This window comes from Kitasatospora sp. NBC_01266, from assembly GCF_036242395.1.
Lineage (GTDB): Bacteria > Actinomycetota > Actinomycetes > Streptomycetales > Streptomycetaceae > Kitasatospora.
The window spans coordinates 7,651,157-7,665,502 of sequence record NZ_CP108458.1 but is presented as its reverse complement, the minus strand read 5'-3'; the positions used below and the strand labels follow the sequence as shown (position 1 = coordinate 7,665,502).

Annotated in this window: 14 protein-coding genes; 6 read left to right on the top strand and 8 right to left on the bottom strand. The window is 72.7% G+C overall.

Going from position 1 to position 14,346, the window contains the following annotated elements; translation table 11 throughout:
* Positions 1-64: 64 nt before the first annotated feature.
* From OG403_RS32895 to OG403_RS32880, 4 genes are all read left to right on the top strand, one after another.
* Positions 65-976: a glutaminase gene (locus OG403_RS32895; protein WP_329572686.1), complete on the top strand. Its 912-nt coding sequence runs from the start codon at positions 65-67 to the stop codon at positions 974-976.
* Positions 977-1,030: 54 nt separating this feature from the next.
* Complete coding sequence (locus tag OG403_RS32890; protein WP_329570891.1) at positions 1,031-1,729, top strand: transcriptional regulator; 699 nt, start codon at positions 1,031-1,033, stop codon at positions 1,727-1,729.
* Positions 1,730-1,817: 88 nt separating this feature from the next.
* Positions 1,818-1,970: a hypothetical protein gene (locus OG403_RS32885; RefSeq protein ID WP_329570889.1), complete on the top strand. Its 153-nt coding sequence runs from the start codon at positions 1,818-1,820 to the stop codon at positions 1,968-1,970.
* A gap of 4 nt (positions 1,971-1,974) precedes the next feature.
* On the top strand, positions 1,975-2,427 hold the full coding sequence (locus OG403_RS32880) for an SRPBCC family protein (RefSeq protein ID WP_329570887.1): 453 nt from the start codon (positions 1,975-1,977) through the stop codon (positions 2,425-2,427).
* 31 nt (positions 2,428-2,458) lie between these two features.
* Here OG403_RS32880 and OG403_RS32875 read toward each other — a convergent pair whose 3' ends face one another.
* The 5 genes from OG403_RS32875 to OG403_RS32855 all read right to left on the bottom strand — a co-directional run bounded on the left by OG403_RS32875 (position 2,459) and on the right by OG403_RS32855 (position 8,533).
* Complete coding sequence (locus OG403_RS32875) at positions 2,459-3,493, bottom strand: alpha/beta fold hydrolase (protein WP_329570885.1); 1,035 nt, start codon at positions 3,491-3,493, stop codon at positions 2,459-2,461.
* Positions 3,494-3,507: 14 nt separating this feature from the next.
* Positions 3,508-4,737 carry an esterase/lipase family protein gene (locus tag OG403_RS32870; protein WP_329570883.1) on the bottom strand — a complete coding sequence of 410 codons (1,230 nt, stop codon included), beginning with the start codon at positions 4,735-4,737 and terminating at the stop codon, positions 3,508-3,510.
* A gap of 239 nt (positions 4,738-4,976) precedes the next feature.
* The gene (locus OG403_RS32865; protein WP_329570881.1) at positions 4,977-5,864 is read right to left on the bottom strand and encodes an SAM-dependent methyltransferase; all 888 of its coding nucleotides are present in this window, start codon (positions 5,862-5,864) and stop codon (positions 4,977-4,979) included.
* An 84-nt stretch (positions 5,865-5,948) separates the two neighbouring features.
* Entirely contained in the window at positions 5,949-7,589 is a 1,641-nt protein-coding gene (locus OG403_RS32860) for an APC family permease (protein WP_329570879.1), read from the bottom strand.
* Between the two features lie 446 nt (positions 7,590-8,035).
* Positions 8,036-8,533, bottom strand: a complete 498-nt coding sequence (locus tag OG403_RS32855) for a DUF6299 family protein (RefSeq protein ID WP_329570877.1) — start codon at positions 8,531-8,533, stop codon at positions 8,036-8,038.
* 213 nt (positions 8,534-8,746) lie between these two features.
* Here OG403_RS32855 and OG403_RS32850 point away from each other — a divergent pair, with 213 nt between their 5' ends.
* Both OG403_RS32850 and OG403_RS32845 read left to right on the top strand, forming a co-directional pair.
* On the top strand, positions 8,747-9,625 hold the full coding sequence (locus OG403_RS32850; RefSeq protein WP_329570875.1) for a hypothetical protein: 879 nt from the start codon (positions 8,747-8,749) through the stop codon (positions 9,623-9,625).
* A 115-nt stretch (positions 9,626-9,740) separates the two neighbouring features.
* A complete protein-coding gene (locus OG403_RS32845) occupies positions 9,741-10,616 on the top strand; it encodes an SGNH/GDSL hydrolase family protein (protein WP_329570874.1) in 876 nt (291 codons plus the stop codon).
* Positions 10,617-10,649: 33 nt separating this feature from the next.
* Here the strand turns inward: OG403_RS32845 and OG403_RS32840 are convergent, their stop codons facing one another.
* From OG403_RS32840 to OG403_RS32830, 3 genes are read right to left on the bottom strand one after another with little or no spacing between them, the layout of a single operon-like run.
* Positions 10,650-11,339, bottom strand: a complete 690-nt coding sequence (locus tag OG403_RS32840) for a bifunctional 4-hydroxy-2-oxoglutarate aldolase/2-dehydro-3-deoxy-phosphogluconate aldolase (RefSeq protein ID WP_329570873.1) — start codon at positions 11,337-11,339, stop codon at positions 10,650-10,652.
* Positions 11,336-12,946, bottom strand: a complete 1,611-nt coding sequence (locus tag OG403_RS32835) for an N-acyl-D-amino-acid deacylase family protein (protein WP_329570872.1) — start codon at positions 12,944-12,946, stop codon at positions 11,336-11,338. The genes OG403_RS32840 and OG403_RS32835 overlap by 4 nt, the downstream gene beginning before the upstream one ends.
* Positions 12,946-14,292, bottom strand: coding sequence for an alanine racemase (locus tag OG403_RS32830; protein ID WP_329570870.1), 1,347 nt, complete (start codon positions 14,290-14,292; stop codon positions 12,946-12,948). Before OG403_RS32830 ends, OG403_RS32835 begins: the two co-directional genes overlap by 1 nt.
* Between the last annotated feature and the right edge of the window lie 54 nt (positions 14,293-14,346).

Genomic DNA, 14,346 nt, shown 5'->3' with positions numbered 1-14,346 from the left:
GTCGGGCAGGCCGCTGGTCGGCACCACCAGGCCATGAAAAAGTATTCATATGCTTTATGACCGGATCGACTACCAGTTCGAGCTCCAGCGCGCCGCGGACGCCGCCCGGCCGCTGCTGACCACCGGGCGGGTGGCCGACTACATCCCCGCCCTGGGCGCGGTCGATCCGGCCACCTTCGGACTGGCCCTGGCCACCGTCGAGGGCGAGGTGTACGGCGCCGGCGACTGGGAGGTCCCGTTCTCGATCCAGTCCATCTCCAAGCTCTTCACCCTCGCCCTCACGCTGGCCACCGGCGGCGAGGGGATCTGGCACCGGGTCGGCCGCGAGCCCTCCGGCACACCGTTCAACTCGCTGATCCAGCTGGAGTCCGAGCAGGGCATCCCGCGCAACCCGTTCATCAACGCGGGCGCCGTGGTGGTCACCGACCACCTGCTCACCCTGACCGGGAACGCCGCCGGCGCGGTGCGCGAGTTCCTGCGCGCCGAGTCGGGCAACCCGCTGCTGGACACCGACCCGGCGGTGGCCGCCTCCGAAGCCTCGCACGGTCACCGCAACGCCGCGCTCGCCCACTTCATCGCCAGCTACGGCAACCTGGAGAACCCGGTCGAGGCGGTCCTCACCCACTACTACGCGCACTGCGCGATCAGCGCCAGCTGCCGCGACCTCGCACAGGCCGGGCTCCTGCTGGCCCGGCACGGCCTGCGCGCCGACGGCAGCCGGCTGCTCTCGCGCAGCGACGCCAAGCGGATCAACGCGGTGCTGCTGACCTGCGGCACCTACGACGCGGCCGGCGACTTCGCCTACCGGGTCGGGCTGCCGGGCAAGAGCGGGGTCGGCGGCGGGATCCTGGCGATCGTCCCGGGGCGCGGCGCGCTCTGCGCCTGGGGACCGGCGCTGGACCGGGCCGGCAACTCGGTGGGCGCCGTCACCGCGCTCGACGCGTTCACCACGGCCACCGGCTGGTCGGTCTTCTGACGACACGTCAGCGACGTCGGCCGCCGCCCGGCCGCACGCCGATACGCTGCTGCCATGACGCCGACGCCCCGCGAGGCCCTGCTGACCATCCGCCGGGAACTCGCCCCGGCCGAACGGGACAACCGCCTGGTGCCCCGAATCGAGGAGGGCCTGACCCCGCTCACCACGCTCGCCGAACTGGCCGGGCAGCAGTACCGGATCCTGCGCAGCGACCGGCGCAGCTTCCTGGTGCTGGCCGCCCGCTGCGCGGACACCCCGGCCGGCGGCTACTTCGCCGAGCTGGCCCAGGGCGAGTCGCAGGCCCTGGCCGCACTGACCGCCTTCGCCGCGGCCTGCGGCCTGGACCAGGCGGGGCTGGCCGGCCGCGAACCGCTGGCCGGCTGCCAGGCCTACCCGGGCCAGCTGGCCTGGCTGGCCCTGAACGGCGAACCGACCGCCACCGTGCTCGCGCTGGCCGCGAACTTCGCGGCCTGGGGCCGCTACTGCGCGCTCACCGCGCGGGCGCTGCGTGACCGCTACGGCTTCCCCGACGCCGCCTGCGCCTTCTTCGACTTCTTCGCCGCCCCGGCCCCCGAACTGGACGACGCGGCGGTGGCGGTGGTCACGGCAGGCGGCCTGGACGGATCCCGGCTGGCCGAGGGCCGCCGCTACGGGCGGTTGCTGCAGGACTACGAGCTGATGTTCTGGAACACCCTGGCCGACCTCTCCCCCGCCCCCGAGGCCGAGCCGGACCCCGGCCTGGGCCTGGCCTGAGGCCAGTTGCCCGCCGTAGCCGACGGGCGCACGCTGGACTGTGTCGGCCAACCTCACCGGCCGGCCCCTGAACACCAGGGAGGCACTGATGTCCACCGCCAGCCCGGACCGTGCGGAGACCGAAGCGGAACCCGTCGAGGCCGAGGACCCGAACTCACTGGAGGGCGTCACCTCCGAGCAGGTCCTGCATGCCCAGGACGAGTCGCGCGCGGAGGGCGAGCCCTACGAGAACGCGGAGTGAGCCGATGAGCACCTTGGAAGAGCAGATCGACGTCGACGTCCCCGTCCAGGTGTGCTGGGAGCAGTTGCACCGGGTTCACCAGTACCCCCAGTTCGTGACCGGCCTGCGGCACGCGCACCCGCACGGCAGCAATCGCGCCCACTGCGACATCGAGGTGGACGGCGCGGAACGGGTCTTCGAGACCGCGATCACCGACCACGGCGAGAACCAGGTGATGAACTGGCAGACCCTGGACGCCGCCCACGTGCGCGGCACCTTCGCGCTGCGGTCGCTGGAGAACGGCGCGACCCGGATGCAGATCCGGGTCGAGTACGATCCGGAAGCCGTCCACGAGGTCTACGGCGGACCGCACGGCTTCGCCCAGTCGCACGCCATCGAGGAGACGGTCCGCGGCGACCTGGCCCAGTTCAAGCGCCTGGTCGAGGAGGAGCGCCCGGTGCCCGGCGGCGGCGCCTGAGCGCTCGGCGGCGCACTGAACCGAGGCGCCGTCAGTTCAGGAATCCCGCCAGCGCCGCCATGAACTCCTTCGGCCGCTCGAGCTGCACGCTGTGCCCCGCCCCGCGCACCGCCACCTCGCGCACGCTGCCGCCCGCCTCGGCGTAGCGGGCCAGCACCGCGCGGGTCTGGGCGACCATCGGCTGCGCGGGGCAGGCCCGCGGCCCCGGCCAGTGGGGCACCGCGCCGAGCGCGCCCAGGTGGGCCAGGTCGAAGAGCGAGGTGTCGGAGACGATCACGTCCTCGGTGCCGCGGATCCACAGGATCGGCGGCTTGGGGTCGATCGCCTCCAGGTCGGTCACCCGGAAGTGCGTCGGCGCCAGGGCGTTGAGCACACCCCGGTCGCCCGGGGCGAAGCCGGGCCATGCCCGGCTCGGGCGCTGGTCGCCGGGGTAGTGGCCGTCGCCGCAGCGGGTGGCGAGCATCGCGGCCAGGTAGGTCTCGGCCTCGGGCAGGTCGGCGCCGCCCGGCGTGGTCGGCGGGGCCAGGTAGCAGCCGGCCAGGACGTTGCGCGGGGAGAACGGCGAGTCGTCCCCGGTGTCGCCCTCGGCCAGCCGTCGGACGAACTCCGGGTTCGCCGCGCCGCCGCCGGAACCGGCGCCGTCCGGCGAGTTGAGCCACCCCTGCACGCCCTGGGTGCCGCCGAAGCCGTACGGCGAGACCGGGTTGACCAGCGTGACCGAGCGCAGCAATCCCGGCTCGTCGCGCAGCAGTTGGAGCGCCACGCCGCCGCCCAGGCTCCAGCCGACCAGGTGCAGCCGGCCCAGTTCCAGCGCCTCGATCAGGGCGAGCAGGTCCTCGGCGTAGTCCCGCACGCCGCGCCGGGCGTCCACCGGCAGCGGGTCGGTGGCGCCGAAGCCGCGCAGGTCGGGGGCGATCGGCCGGAACTGCTCGGGCAGGTCGCGCATGGTCTGCCGCCAGAACCGGCTGTCGGAGACGTTGCCGTGCACGAGCAGCACGGGTTCTCCCGTACGCCCTTCGATCTCGGCGTAGTTGACGGTCAGTCGGGTGGTGCCAATCCGGGGCATCCGAGGCGCTCCTGTCAGTTCAGCCAGCTGACGACCTGCGCGCTCGCCGCGCCGTCCCAGCCGAGTTCCAGGTGGTTGGCGCCCGCGATCAGCGCGGTGCCCGCGACATCGCCGATGCCCGCGGTGTCCAGCGCGCTGGCCTCGAAGACCACGCCGTCGCTGGGGCCGCGGTCCTCGTTGAAGATGCCGAGCACGTTCGGGGTGCCGCCGGCCAGCAGGTAGGTGCTGATCGAGGCGGGCACCCCGGCCCGCTGCAGCGGGGCGATCAGCGAGCCGGCGTCGATCGCGGCCTGGATGCCGGTGCCGCTGGTGTAGACGCCGGTACCGCCGTAGTACGTGGTGTACCAGTCCTGTTGGGTCTCGTCCACGCCGTAGGTCCCGTCCCAGCGGGCCAGCATCTGGCGTTGGCCCGGGTAGTCGTCGTAGCCGTCGGTCGGGGTGAAGGCGAACTCGGGGTGTGCGGTGTAGGTGCCGTAGCAGGTCATGTCCAGGTGCGGGGAAGGGGCGTTGACCGTGCCGCCGCACTCCGGCCAGATGCTGAAGTCGTGCGCCCAGCCGTGCGCGAAGGGGTAGTCGTAGCCGCCGTTGGGGCCGCCGAGGGTGATCAGCTTGCGCACGTCGCCCGCGTACGGGCGTCCCCAACTCGGGGCCAGCGAGGAGACGTAGGCGCGGGCCGACACCTCGCCCTTGCTCCAGCCGACCAGGTCGACCTGCGGGACGTTCAGCTTGGCCCGGATCAGCGCGATCGCGTCGCCCACCTCCTGGGCCTGCATCAGGTTGTCACCCTGCTTCTGGGCGAACCCGATCGCGAAGACCCGGTAGCCACGCGAGGAGAGGTACTGCATCAGGCCGGTGTCGGGGCACGGGGTGGTGCCGCAGCCGTAGCCGCCGGACTCGCCCGGGTCGGCCCAGGCGCGGTCGGGGTTGTCGTTGGCACCGTGCACCAGCAGCACCGGGACCTGGTGCGTGCCGGTGTTCCAACCGGGCGCGGAGTAGAGCAGGAAGCGGCCGGAGAAGGGCTCCGCGACGCCGCCGAAGAAGGTCAGCCGCTGGCCGTCCTGGTCGCCCCGGCCGTCCGGCGGGTACTGCTCCTGGGTGAAGCCGGGGGTGGTGTCGAGGTAGCGCTCGACATGGTCCCAGCCGTTGGCGACGCTGGTGTAGTTCGCCTCCAGGGTCAGGTAGCCGGGAACGGCCGCCGTGGCCGGCAGGGCTCCCGCGCCCAGGCCGGTCAGGGCCAGCAGCATCGCCAGTAGCCATCGGCACCAAGCTCGCACGCCGCGTCAACTCCCCGCGCTCGGACAGGCCCTGGTGGCCCGCGCCCCGCCACCGTAGGGGCGGCGGGGCGCGGCCGACAGGTGGGTCGCCCACATCCGGGGCGGCCGTCACATGTGGGACGGCACCCAGGGTCTAGTGCCGCGTCAGGCAGCCTTTGCCCGACGGGGCGAAGGTTGCCTGACGTGGCACTAGGACCGGTACCGCGCTCTCACGCGGCCGGCCCGACCGGGAGCTCGGCGGTGACGAAGCTGCGGTTCGGGCCCACGTAGTCGGCCGGCCGACCGTAGCCGACGGCCAGTTCGGCGCGGTTGTGGCGCTCGGCCCGCCACCCGTGCCGGTTCAGCCAGCCGACCGGGTCCTCGTCCAGCCCGCCGCGCCACAGCGCGTAGACGGCGGCCAGCTCCGGGGCCGCCGCGTCGTCCGCGGCCGGACCGCCGGGGTGCTGGTGCTCCTTGTTGCCGCGCCCGTGGGTGAAGGCCAACCGGCTGCCCGGAGCGCTGAGTTCGCCGATGGTGCCGAGGATCGCGGCGACCTCCTGGGAGCTGAGGTAGACCAGCAGCCCCTCCAGCAGCCAGACGGTGCGCACCGCCGGGTCGAAGCCCGCCTTGATCAGCGCCGCGCCCCACTCCTCGCGCAGGTCGGCGGCGAGCACGGTGCGCGGCACCGGCGCGACGGCGCCCTGCTCGGCGAGCACCCGCTCCTTGAAGGCCAGCACCGGGGGCATGTCGATCTCGAAGACCCGGGTGCCGGCCGGCCAGTCCAGCCGGAAGGCCCGGGTGTCCAGCCCGGCGGCGGGCACCACCACCTGCGGGCAGCCCTCGCGGGCGGCGCGCAGCAGGTAGTCGTCGAAGAACCGGGTGCGGATGACCAGGTGGCGGCCCATCGCGATCAGCGCCGGCGAGGGGTTGGGCCGGGGCGTCTCGGGCTGCCCGGCCCGCGCGGCGGTGACGAAGGCCGCCGCGTACGGGTCGTTGAACAGGCGGTCGGGCCGGGCACTCTCCATCGCGCGGGCGCGGGCCACGCCGATCGCGGTCCGGCCGACGCCCTCGGGAATGCCGCCGGCTTCGGTGGGCCGGCCACTCGTCTCACTAGTCATACCGCGCATGCTACGACGCGTCGGGCCCTGCTCCGGAGTCTTTCCGGAGCAGGGCCCGACGCACTGTCAGAAACTGACGGACGGTCAGTGACCGCCCTCGTCAACCACCTCGACGTCCTCGATGTTGCGCTCGATGTCCTCGGCCGGCAGGCCCACGGCGCGGGCCCAGTAGTAGATGCCCAGCGAGAAGACGGTGATCACCAGGATGTCCCAGCCGAGCGTCAGGTCGTTGAGCGAGCCGGTGCCGAAGCCGCCGAGCTTGGAGATGATGCCCAGGCCGATCAGGTAGACCGGCAGCCACTGCGCGGACTTCCAGTTCATCTGCGGCGCGTTCGGCAGGTTCTTCTTCGTCGCGTAGAAGGCGTAGCTGCCGAGCAGCAGGTAGCCGAAGAGGATCGCGAAGCCCAGGCGCCACAGGGTGTTCCAGCCGGACCAGTAGATGATCAGGCTGGCGACCACGAAGGAGACCGGAGCGACCACGTTGCCCAGCGGCAGGCGGTACGGACGGTTCCGCTCCGGCAGCCGACCGCGCAGCACCCCGAAGGCGAGCGGAGCACCGGCGTACATCAGCACGCTGGCCGAGGTGATGAAGCTGACCAGCTGCTGCCAGCTCGGGAAGGGCAGGAAGCAGACCACGCCGGTGACGAAGGAGATCAGCAGGCCGAACCACGGCACGCCGCGCTTGTCGGTCTTCTCGAACAGCTGCGGGGCGTAGCCGTTGCGGCTCAGGCCGTAGGAGATCCGCGAGGTGGACGTGGTGTAGATCAGGCCGGTGCCACCGGGCGAGATCAGCGCGTCGATGTAGAGGATCCAGGCCAGCCAGCCCAGGCCGATGACGGTGGCCAGACCGGCGAACGGGCCGCTGATGCCCTGGTAGGCCAGGTTCGCCCAGCCCTTGACGAAGGAGCTGCCGGGCAGCGCGCCGATGTAGACGATCTGCAGCAGGGTGTAGATCGCGGCACCGATGAAGACCGAGCCGAGCACCGCGCGGGGGATGTCGCGCTTGGGGTTCTTGCTCTCACCGGAGAGCTGGATCGCCTGCTCGAAGCCGAGCAGGGCGAAGATGATGCCGCTGGTGCTGATCGCGCCGAGCACACCCTTGATGCCGTACGGGATGAAGCCGTGCGAGGTGAAGTTGCTCGCGTGGAAGTGGGTGAACGCCAGGACGAAGATCGCGACCAGCGGGATGAACACCTTCCACCAGGTCGCGGCGCTGTTGGTCTGGGCCAGCAGGCGCACCCCGAGGAAGTTCACGGCCACGAAGACCGCCATCAGCACCACCGCGACCACGAAGCCGGACGGGGTCAGGGTGCCGTTGGCGTGCTCGAAGCCCTGGGCGAAGCTCCAGTGACCGGCGTAGCCGATCATCGCCTCGACCTCGATCGGCGCGACCGTGGCCGCCTGGAGCCAGGAGAACCAGCCGAAGCTCATGCCGGCCAGGCCACCGAAGGTGTAGTGCGGGTAACGGGCGGTGCCACCGGCGACCGGGAACATACCGCCTAGCTCGGCGTGGACCAGTGCGAGCAGCACGATGGCGACGGCGCCGATCCCCCACGAGATGACGGCCGCCGGACCGGCGACCACCACTGCGTTCTTCGCACCGTAGAGCCAGCCGGACCCGATGATCGAGCCGACCGAGGCCCAGAGCAGGCCGATCAGGCCGATGTCCCGGCGGAGCTTGGTGGAAGAAGCACCGGGGTTCGTTATTTTGTCAACAACTGCCATGTGGGGGGACCCTCTTCAAAGATGGCGGGTGAGAGTGCGGTGAACGCTAGCGGGCCATTAAGGATCTGCAAAGACCCCTCGACCGAATAGTTATGTTCACGAGTCCCCCGGTCTGCTCCACGGCGATCGAATTCGGTTGATCACACCAGGACCGGGAATCGCCCGGGTCCGGCTGGATCGCCACAGGTCAGCGGCATCGGGGCAGTTGACCACTTACAGCCCGGCAAGTCCGTACCAACATTTGAGCTTCTGTTGAGCCTTCTCCAGCCTTGGGTGCATTATTGTCGGCCGGCGCGATCATATTTCTCATAATTGCTGTATAGCGATGCGGTGCGCCGGTTTACCAGGTGTGCCCAATGGGGCACCGGCGCACACGCCGCCGCGCAAGCCCCCGGCCCTGCTTGACGCGGCCTCAGCCGCCGCCCGCGAGCCCCGGGGGACTTGGCTCAGCTACCGTCCGCGACCAGGGTGATGTCCTGGCTCTGAGCAGCGAGGAACTCGGGCATCGGCACCAGCGCACCTTCGGTGAGATGCACAAGAGTCGCCTGCACCTGCGCGGCTCCGGGCTTGACGAGGAGCTGGTCCGGCTTGCCCTGGCTGATCCAGCGGTGCTGCGCCCCGTCGCAGGTGGCCTGGGTGCCGTTGCCGATGCTGCTGCTCTGGTTGCCGATCCGCAGGCTGCTGCTGACGAAGACCGCACCGCCGGTCATGCACTGGTAGCTGCCCGAGAGCGTGACCGTGCCGTCCGGGGCCACGGTGCCCTGGCTGTCCACGCTCACCGCCGAGCCGGCGAGCGCGCCGTGCACGGCGCCGTTGACCGCGTCGGCGGGAGCGGCGCCGGCGAAGAGCGCGAGCAGGGCCGTGGCGCCGAACAGCCCGGCGGCGCGTGACCCGGCGGAACGGGAACGGGCCCGGCCGCGGAGCGGAGCGGGAGCAATCCGCATGACTACCTCCAGTGACGAGATACGCGCACCAGGTGATGGCGCGTCCTGGCCTACAGGTATCGCCCACTGATATACGGGCGGCGCATTCTCACCCGTTCAGCGCGTGTCCACCCCCGGGGCAGCGGGCCCCTTGCCCCGGCCCGGCGAACTGCGGCAGGCTCGGGCTCCAGGGGTACGGCCGTGCCCCGCCGCGACCCCGAAGGACGAGCACCGATGACGATCCCCCAGGCCCCCCGGAGCGTGATTGCACCGCTCTTCGCCGGGCTCTGCGACGACGCGGCGATCTTCCCGCCCGGCGACCTGCCGCTGCCGCAGGCCGTCCCGGCCCACCTGGCCCACCGCACGGCCTGGTACGCGGAGCTGGTCGGCCCCTTCCTCTGCGGCGCGGGCCGGCTCGACGCGCTCGCCGAGCAGGTGGGCGAGGGCGAGCTGGCGATCGGCCTGATCGTGCCGAACGGCAGCACGGGACTGGAGCCGGCGCTGCGCGCGGTCGCGGCCGACCCCCGGCTGCGGATCGCCGGCCTGGAGGTACTGGCCGACCAGGACGGCACCGCCGCCGAGGGCGTGCGCAAGGTCCGCACCACCCTCGACAAGCTGCTGCCCCAGTACGCGCCGGACATCACGGCTGCCGTCGAGGTGGCCCGCGGCCCCGAGTTGCTGCTCGCGCTGGACGAGTTGGAGGGCAGCGGCTACCGGGCCAAGTTCCGCACCGGCGGCACCACCGAGGCCGCCTTCCCCGGCGAGCTGGAGCTGGCCTCCTTCCTCTACGCCGCGGTCTACCGGCGCCTCGCCGTCAAGTGCACCGCCGGACTGCACCACGCGCTGCGGCACACCGATGCGGCCACCGGCTTCGAGCACCACGGCTTCCTCAACGTGCTGCTGGCCACCCACGCGGCGCTCGGCGGCGCGGAGCACGGCGACCTGGCCGCGCTGCTGGGCGAGCGGGACGGCGAGGTGATCGCCGCACGCCTGGCCGAGCTGGACGAGCAGCAGGCCGGTGCCGCCCGGGCGGCCTTCACCGGCTTCGGCACCTGCAGCATCGCCGAGCCGCTGGCGGACCTGATCGCCCTGGGCCTGGTAACGATTCCTTGATCTGCGACGGTTGACCGTTCCGCACCCCTTACCCTCCCCTGTACCAGGCAGTAACCTCGCCGGGTTCGACCCGCCGCCGCCACCCGGGCCGCGCCGGGTCGCCCCGGGAGGGCTCATGCGTTCTCTTCTCAGCCGCCGTCTGCGCGCCGCTGCCTGCGCCACCGCGCTCGGCGCCACCCTGCTCGCCCTCGGCGCCGGCCCCGCCTCGGCCGCCGCCCCCGGCACCCGTTACTACCTGGCGCTGGGCGACTCCCTCGCGGCCGGCTTCCAGACGCTGCCCGGCGGCGGCTCCGAGGTCGGCCACGGCTACGCCCAGGACCTGGCCGCGACGCTGGGCCGGCGGGCCGAACAGGCCGGTCACCCGTTCTCCTTCACCGACCTCGGCTGCCCCGGCGAGACCACCGGCTCGATGATCAACGGCGGCTGCTCCTACCCCCATCCGTACGCCGGCACCCAACTGGCCACCGCCATAGCCTTCCTGAAAGCCCATCACGGCGACGACCTGACCGTCACCCTGGACATCGGCGCCAACGACGTGGACGGCTGCGCCACCGGCGGCAGCCTGGACGCCGCCTGCGCGGCCAAGGGCATAGCGACGGCGGGCTGGGACCTCAACACCATCCTCGGCAAGCTGAAGGCCGCCGCCGGTCCGCGCACCAGATTCGTCGGGATGAACCTCTACGACCCCTTCCTGGCGGACTGGATGACCGGCGCCCAGGGCGAGGTGCTGGCCGGGCTCTCCATCCCGCTGGCCGACACCCTCAACGGGACCCTGGACGTCGTCGACGCGCTGCACGGGGTGCCCACGGCCGACGTGTCGAAGGCCTTCGACACCAACTCGCTGCTGCCCCTGGTCCCGCTGGACGGCCAGCAGGTCCCGCTGGACGTGGCGCGGATCATGACCTGGACCAACATGGCCCGGAAGGACATCCACGCGAACGACACCGGGTACCAGGTGATCGCGGACACCTTCCTGGCGAAGCTGTCCTGACGTGACGTCAGGGCCTCGGGGAAGCAGCGCGGTTCAGCCCGCGCCCGGCCCCTCCGGCGCCCCAAGGCCCTGACGGGCACGGCTCGGGCCGGGTCCGGCGTCATCCAGCGACGCGATGAACGCCTTCGCGCGGCGGGTGAGTTCGGGCCAGTCACCGGCCGCCACCGCCGCGGCCGGGACGACCTCGCCGCCCGCGCAGACGGCCAGCGCGCCGTGGCCGAGATAGGCCGGGGCGGTGGCGGCATCGACGCCGCCGGAGGCGATCAGCGGGATGTCCGGGTAGGGCCCGCGCAGGTCCTTGAAGTAGCCGGGGCCGAAGGCGCGGGCCGGGAAGACCTTGACGGCGGCGGCGCCCAGGTCGGCGGCCCGGGCGACCTCGGTGGGGGTGAGCGCGCCGAGCAGGACCGGAACACCCGCCGCGCGTGCCACCTGCGCCACCTCGGCGCGGCAGCCGGGCGTCACCAGGTACTCGGCCCCGGCGGCGATCCCGGCACGCGCCTGGTCAGCCGTCAGCACGGTGCCCAGGCCGAGCCGGACGCCCGGGTCGGCGGCCACCGCCGAAGCCAGGCTGTCCATCACTTCCGGCGTGGTGCAGGTGAGTTCGACCCAACGGATGCCGCCCGCCAGCAGCGCGGCGCAGAGCGCGGCGGCATCGGGTATCCGTGGCGCCCGCACCACCGCGATCACCCGGTCGGCGGCGAGCCGGCTGGTGAAACAGGTCATCGAACGTGCCCTCCTGTCACCCGCCGCAGCGTCCGCCCCGGCCGCGCACCGGTGGGGCGGCCGTCGCGCAGCACGGCGGTGCCGTTGACGTAGACGTGCTGGATACCGACCGCCGGGCGGCGCGGCTGCTCGAAGGTCGCGGTGTCGGCGACCGTGTCGGGGTCGAAGAGCACCAGGTCGGCGTGGTGGCCCGGCCGGACCGTGCCGCGCCGCTCCAGGCGCAGCCGGCGCGCGGGGCGACCGGTCATCCGGGCCACCGCCTGCTCCAGTGTCAGCACGCCCAACTCCCTGCTGTAGTAGCCCAGATAGCGGGCGAAGGTGCCCCAGGCCCGTGGGTGCGGCCGGGCCCCGACCAGCAGGCCGTCACTGCCCGCCGTGTGCGCGGGGTGCCGCATGATCGCGCGCACGTTCTCCTCGTGGCCGACGTGCCACAGGATCGTGGTGCCCAGCTCGTCGGCGCGCAGCAGCTCGAAGAAGACCTCGCTGCCGGCGCACCCTCGCTCGGCGGCCAGTTCGGCGATCGTCCGCCCGACGGCGGCGGCCAGCGAGGCGTTCCGCACCCCGGCGACCTGCACCGTTCGCCAGTCCGCGACCACCCCGTGGCAGCCGTCGCTGCCCGCCTCCTCCACCGCGACCCGGATCCGCTCCCGCACCGCGTCGTCCGCGAGCCGGGCCAAGGTCGCCCCGGGACCGCCCTCAGCCGCCCAACTGGGCAGCAGGGCGGCCAGCGAGGTGGAGCCCGGCAGGTAGGGGTAGCTGTCCAGGCTCAGGTCGCAGCCCTCGGCGGCGGCCTCGTCGAGCAGGGCCAGCAACTCCCCCGCCCGCCCGTCGTTCACCCCGAAGTTCATGGTGGCGTGGGCCAGGTGCAGCGGGCAGCCGGAGCGGCGTGAGATCTGCACCATCTCCGCGTAGCCCGCCAGCGCCCCGGCGCCGTAGGAGCGTTGGTGCGGCGAGTGGTAGCCGCCGTACTCGGCGACCACCGTGCAGAGCGCGGTGAGCTCCTCGGTGTCCGCGTACATCCCCGGCGGGTAGCTGAGCCCGCTCGACAGCCCCACCGCACCCTCGCTCAGCCCCTGGGCCAACAGGGCGCGCAGCCGGTCGAGTTCGCCCGCGTCCGGGGCCCGCCGCTGCCAGCCCAGCACCAGCGCGCGCAGGGTGCCGTGCGGCACCAGGTAGCAGACGTTGACCGCGATGCCCTGCTCGTCCAGCCGGTCCAGGTACTGCGCGACGGTCCGCCAGCTCCAGTCGAACCCCTCGGGATCGCCGTTCCAGCCCGCGAGTTGACGGCGCAGGGCGGGCAGCGTGCGCTCGTCCACCGGGGCATAGGAGAGCCCGTCCTGCCCGAGCACCTCGCAGGTGACGCCCTGGGTCACCCGGGACGGCTGGTCCGGTTCGACCAGCAGCCGCAGGTCCGAGTGGCTGTGCATGTCGATGAACCCGGGTGCGAGCACCAGCCCGTCCGCGTCGACCACTTCGGCCCCCGCGACGTCCGACGGCCGGGCACCGATCTCCGCGATCACCCCGTCCCGCACCAGCACGTCGGCCCGGTAGCGTTCGGCCCCGGTTCCGTCGACCACACTCGCGCCGCGGAAGTGCAGGGCCGCCATCAGAAGAAGGTCCGCACCAGGTCGACCACCTTCGGCGAGGGCGCCGAGACGTCGTCCAGCACCGGGAGCAGGGTCCACTTGTCGAAGGCGGTGCACGGGTGCGACAGTCCGAGCCGGACCACCTCGCCGACCTCGGCGTCGCTGTCCCGCAGGAACGCGTGCTGGTCGTTGAGCGCGGTCACCGTGCCACCCAACACCCGACCACCACGGATCAGTTGCGGCTCCGGCAGGCCGTCGTCGTAGGGGAAGTCGCGCTTGCCGCCGTCCAGCAGGGCCAGCCCCGGCTCCGGCCGGGAGATCACCCGCGCCCACCCGTGCAGCGCCGCGCGCAGCGGCTCGTCACCCGCGCCGCGCACCAGCGGGGAGACGCCGCGGTAGAAGCCGTCGTCGTGCGCCAGGTAGGCGCCGGAGCGGAGCACCACCGTGGTGTCGGGGTGGGCGCCCAGCGGCGCCAGCACCCGGGCCACCTGGTCGAAGTACGCGCTGCCGCCCGCGCTCACCAGCACCCGCTCGCCCGCCGTGAACAGGCCCTCGGCGCGCAACGCGTCGTGCAGTTCCACCAGGCCGGCCAGGTACGCCTCAACGGTGGCCAGCCCGCGCGGGGTGGCGTCGTGGGCCAGTGCGCCCTCGTAGCCGCCGACTCCGGCGAGCCGCAGGGTCGGCGCCGCCGCGACGGCCCGGGCCACCTCGAGCGCGGTCGCCAGGTCCCGCACCCCGGTCCGCCCGCCCGGTCCGCCCAGCTCGACCAGCACCTCGACGGGCCGCCCCGGCACCGCTCCCGCGGCGCGCAACGCCTGGTCCATCAGCCGCACCGCCGCCACCGAGTCCACCCAGGAGCTGAACCGGAACTCCGGGTCGGCCGCCAACTCCGCTGCCAACCAGGCCAGTCCGAGCGGATCGAGCAGCGTGTTGGCGAGCAGCAGCTCACGCACCCCGAAGGCCCGCGCGACCCGCAGCTGGGGCAGATTGGCCAGCGTGATCCCGTAGGCGCCGGCGTCCAGTTGGGCCTGCCAGAGCGCCGGGGCCATGGTGGTCTTGCCGTGCGGGGCGAGCGCGACGCCGGCCCGCTCGCACCAGTCGGCCATGGTGCGCAGGTTGTGCGCCAGCGCGCCCGCGTCGAGGGTCACCAACGGGGTGGCGAACTGGTCCAGGGTCGGTTCGGTGGCCAGGTACTGACGCATCGTCAGGCCATATGCGGCCGAGGGGACGGCCTTGAACCGCCAGTCCAGCCGCTCCGCCGCGAGCTCGGCGACCCGGGCCCGGTCGATCCCACCCGCCGCTGCGGCCTCACCCGACTCGCCCGCCCAGCTCGCCCTGCTCGCCGACTGCCCCATGTTCCTCGTCACCGCGCTTCTGAACAGGGACGTTGCACTATCTGCAACGACCATTGCATATGCTGT

Excerpts from the sequence above, each read along its gene's own strand:
- OG403_RS32890 (WP_329570891.1), top strand. The coding sequence starts at position 1,031 with ATGACGCCGACGCCCCGCGAGGCCCTGCTGACCATCCGCCGGGAACTC.
- OG403_RS32885 (WP_329570889.1), top strand. The coding sequence starts at position 1,818 with ATGTCCACCGCCAGCCCGGACCGTGCGGAGACCGAAGCGGAACCCGTC.
- OG403_RS32880 (WP_329570887.1), top strand. The coding sequence starts at position 1,975 with ATGAGCACCTTGGAAGAGCAGATCGACGTCGACGTCCCCGTCCAGGTG.
- OG403_RS32875 (WP_329570885.1), bottom strand. The coding sequence starts at position 3,493 with ATGCCCCGGATTGGCACCACCCGACTGACCGTCAACTACGCCGAGATC.
- OG403_RS32870 (WP_329570883.1), bottom strand. The coding sequence starts at position 4,737 with ATGCTGCTGGCCCTGACCGGCCTGGGCGCGGGAGCCCTGCCGGCCACG.
- OG403_RS32865 (WP_329570881.1), bottom strand. The coding sequence starts at position 5,864 with ATGACTAGTGAGACGAGTGGCCGGCCCACCGAAGCCGGCGGCATTCCC.
- OG403_RS32860 (WP_329570879.1), bottom strand. The coding sequence starts at position 7,589 with ATGGCAGTTGTTGACAAAATAACGAACCCCGGTGCTTCTTCCACCAAG.
- OG403_RS32855 (WP_329570877.1), bottom strand. The coding sequence starts at position 8,533 with ATGCGGATTGCTCCCGCTCCGCTCCGCGGCCGGGCCCGTTCCCGTTCC.
- OG403_RS32850 (WP_329570875.1), top strand. The coding sequence starts at position 8,747 with ATGACGATCCCCCAGGCCCCCCGGAGCGTGATTGCACCGCTCTTCGCC.
- OG403_RS32845 (WP_329570874.1), top strand. The coding sequence starts at position 9,741 with ATGCGTTCTCTTCTCAGCCGCCGTCTGCGCGCCGCTGCCTGCGCCACC.
- OG403_RS32840 (WP_329570873.1), bottom strand. The coding sequence starts at position 11,339 with ATGACCTGTTTCACCAGCCGGCTCGCCGCCGACCGGGTGATCGCGGTG.
- OG403_RS32835 (WP_329570872.1), bottom strand. The coding sequence starts at position 12,946 with ATGGCGGCCCTGCACTTCCGCGGCGCGAGTGTGGTCGACGGAACCGGG.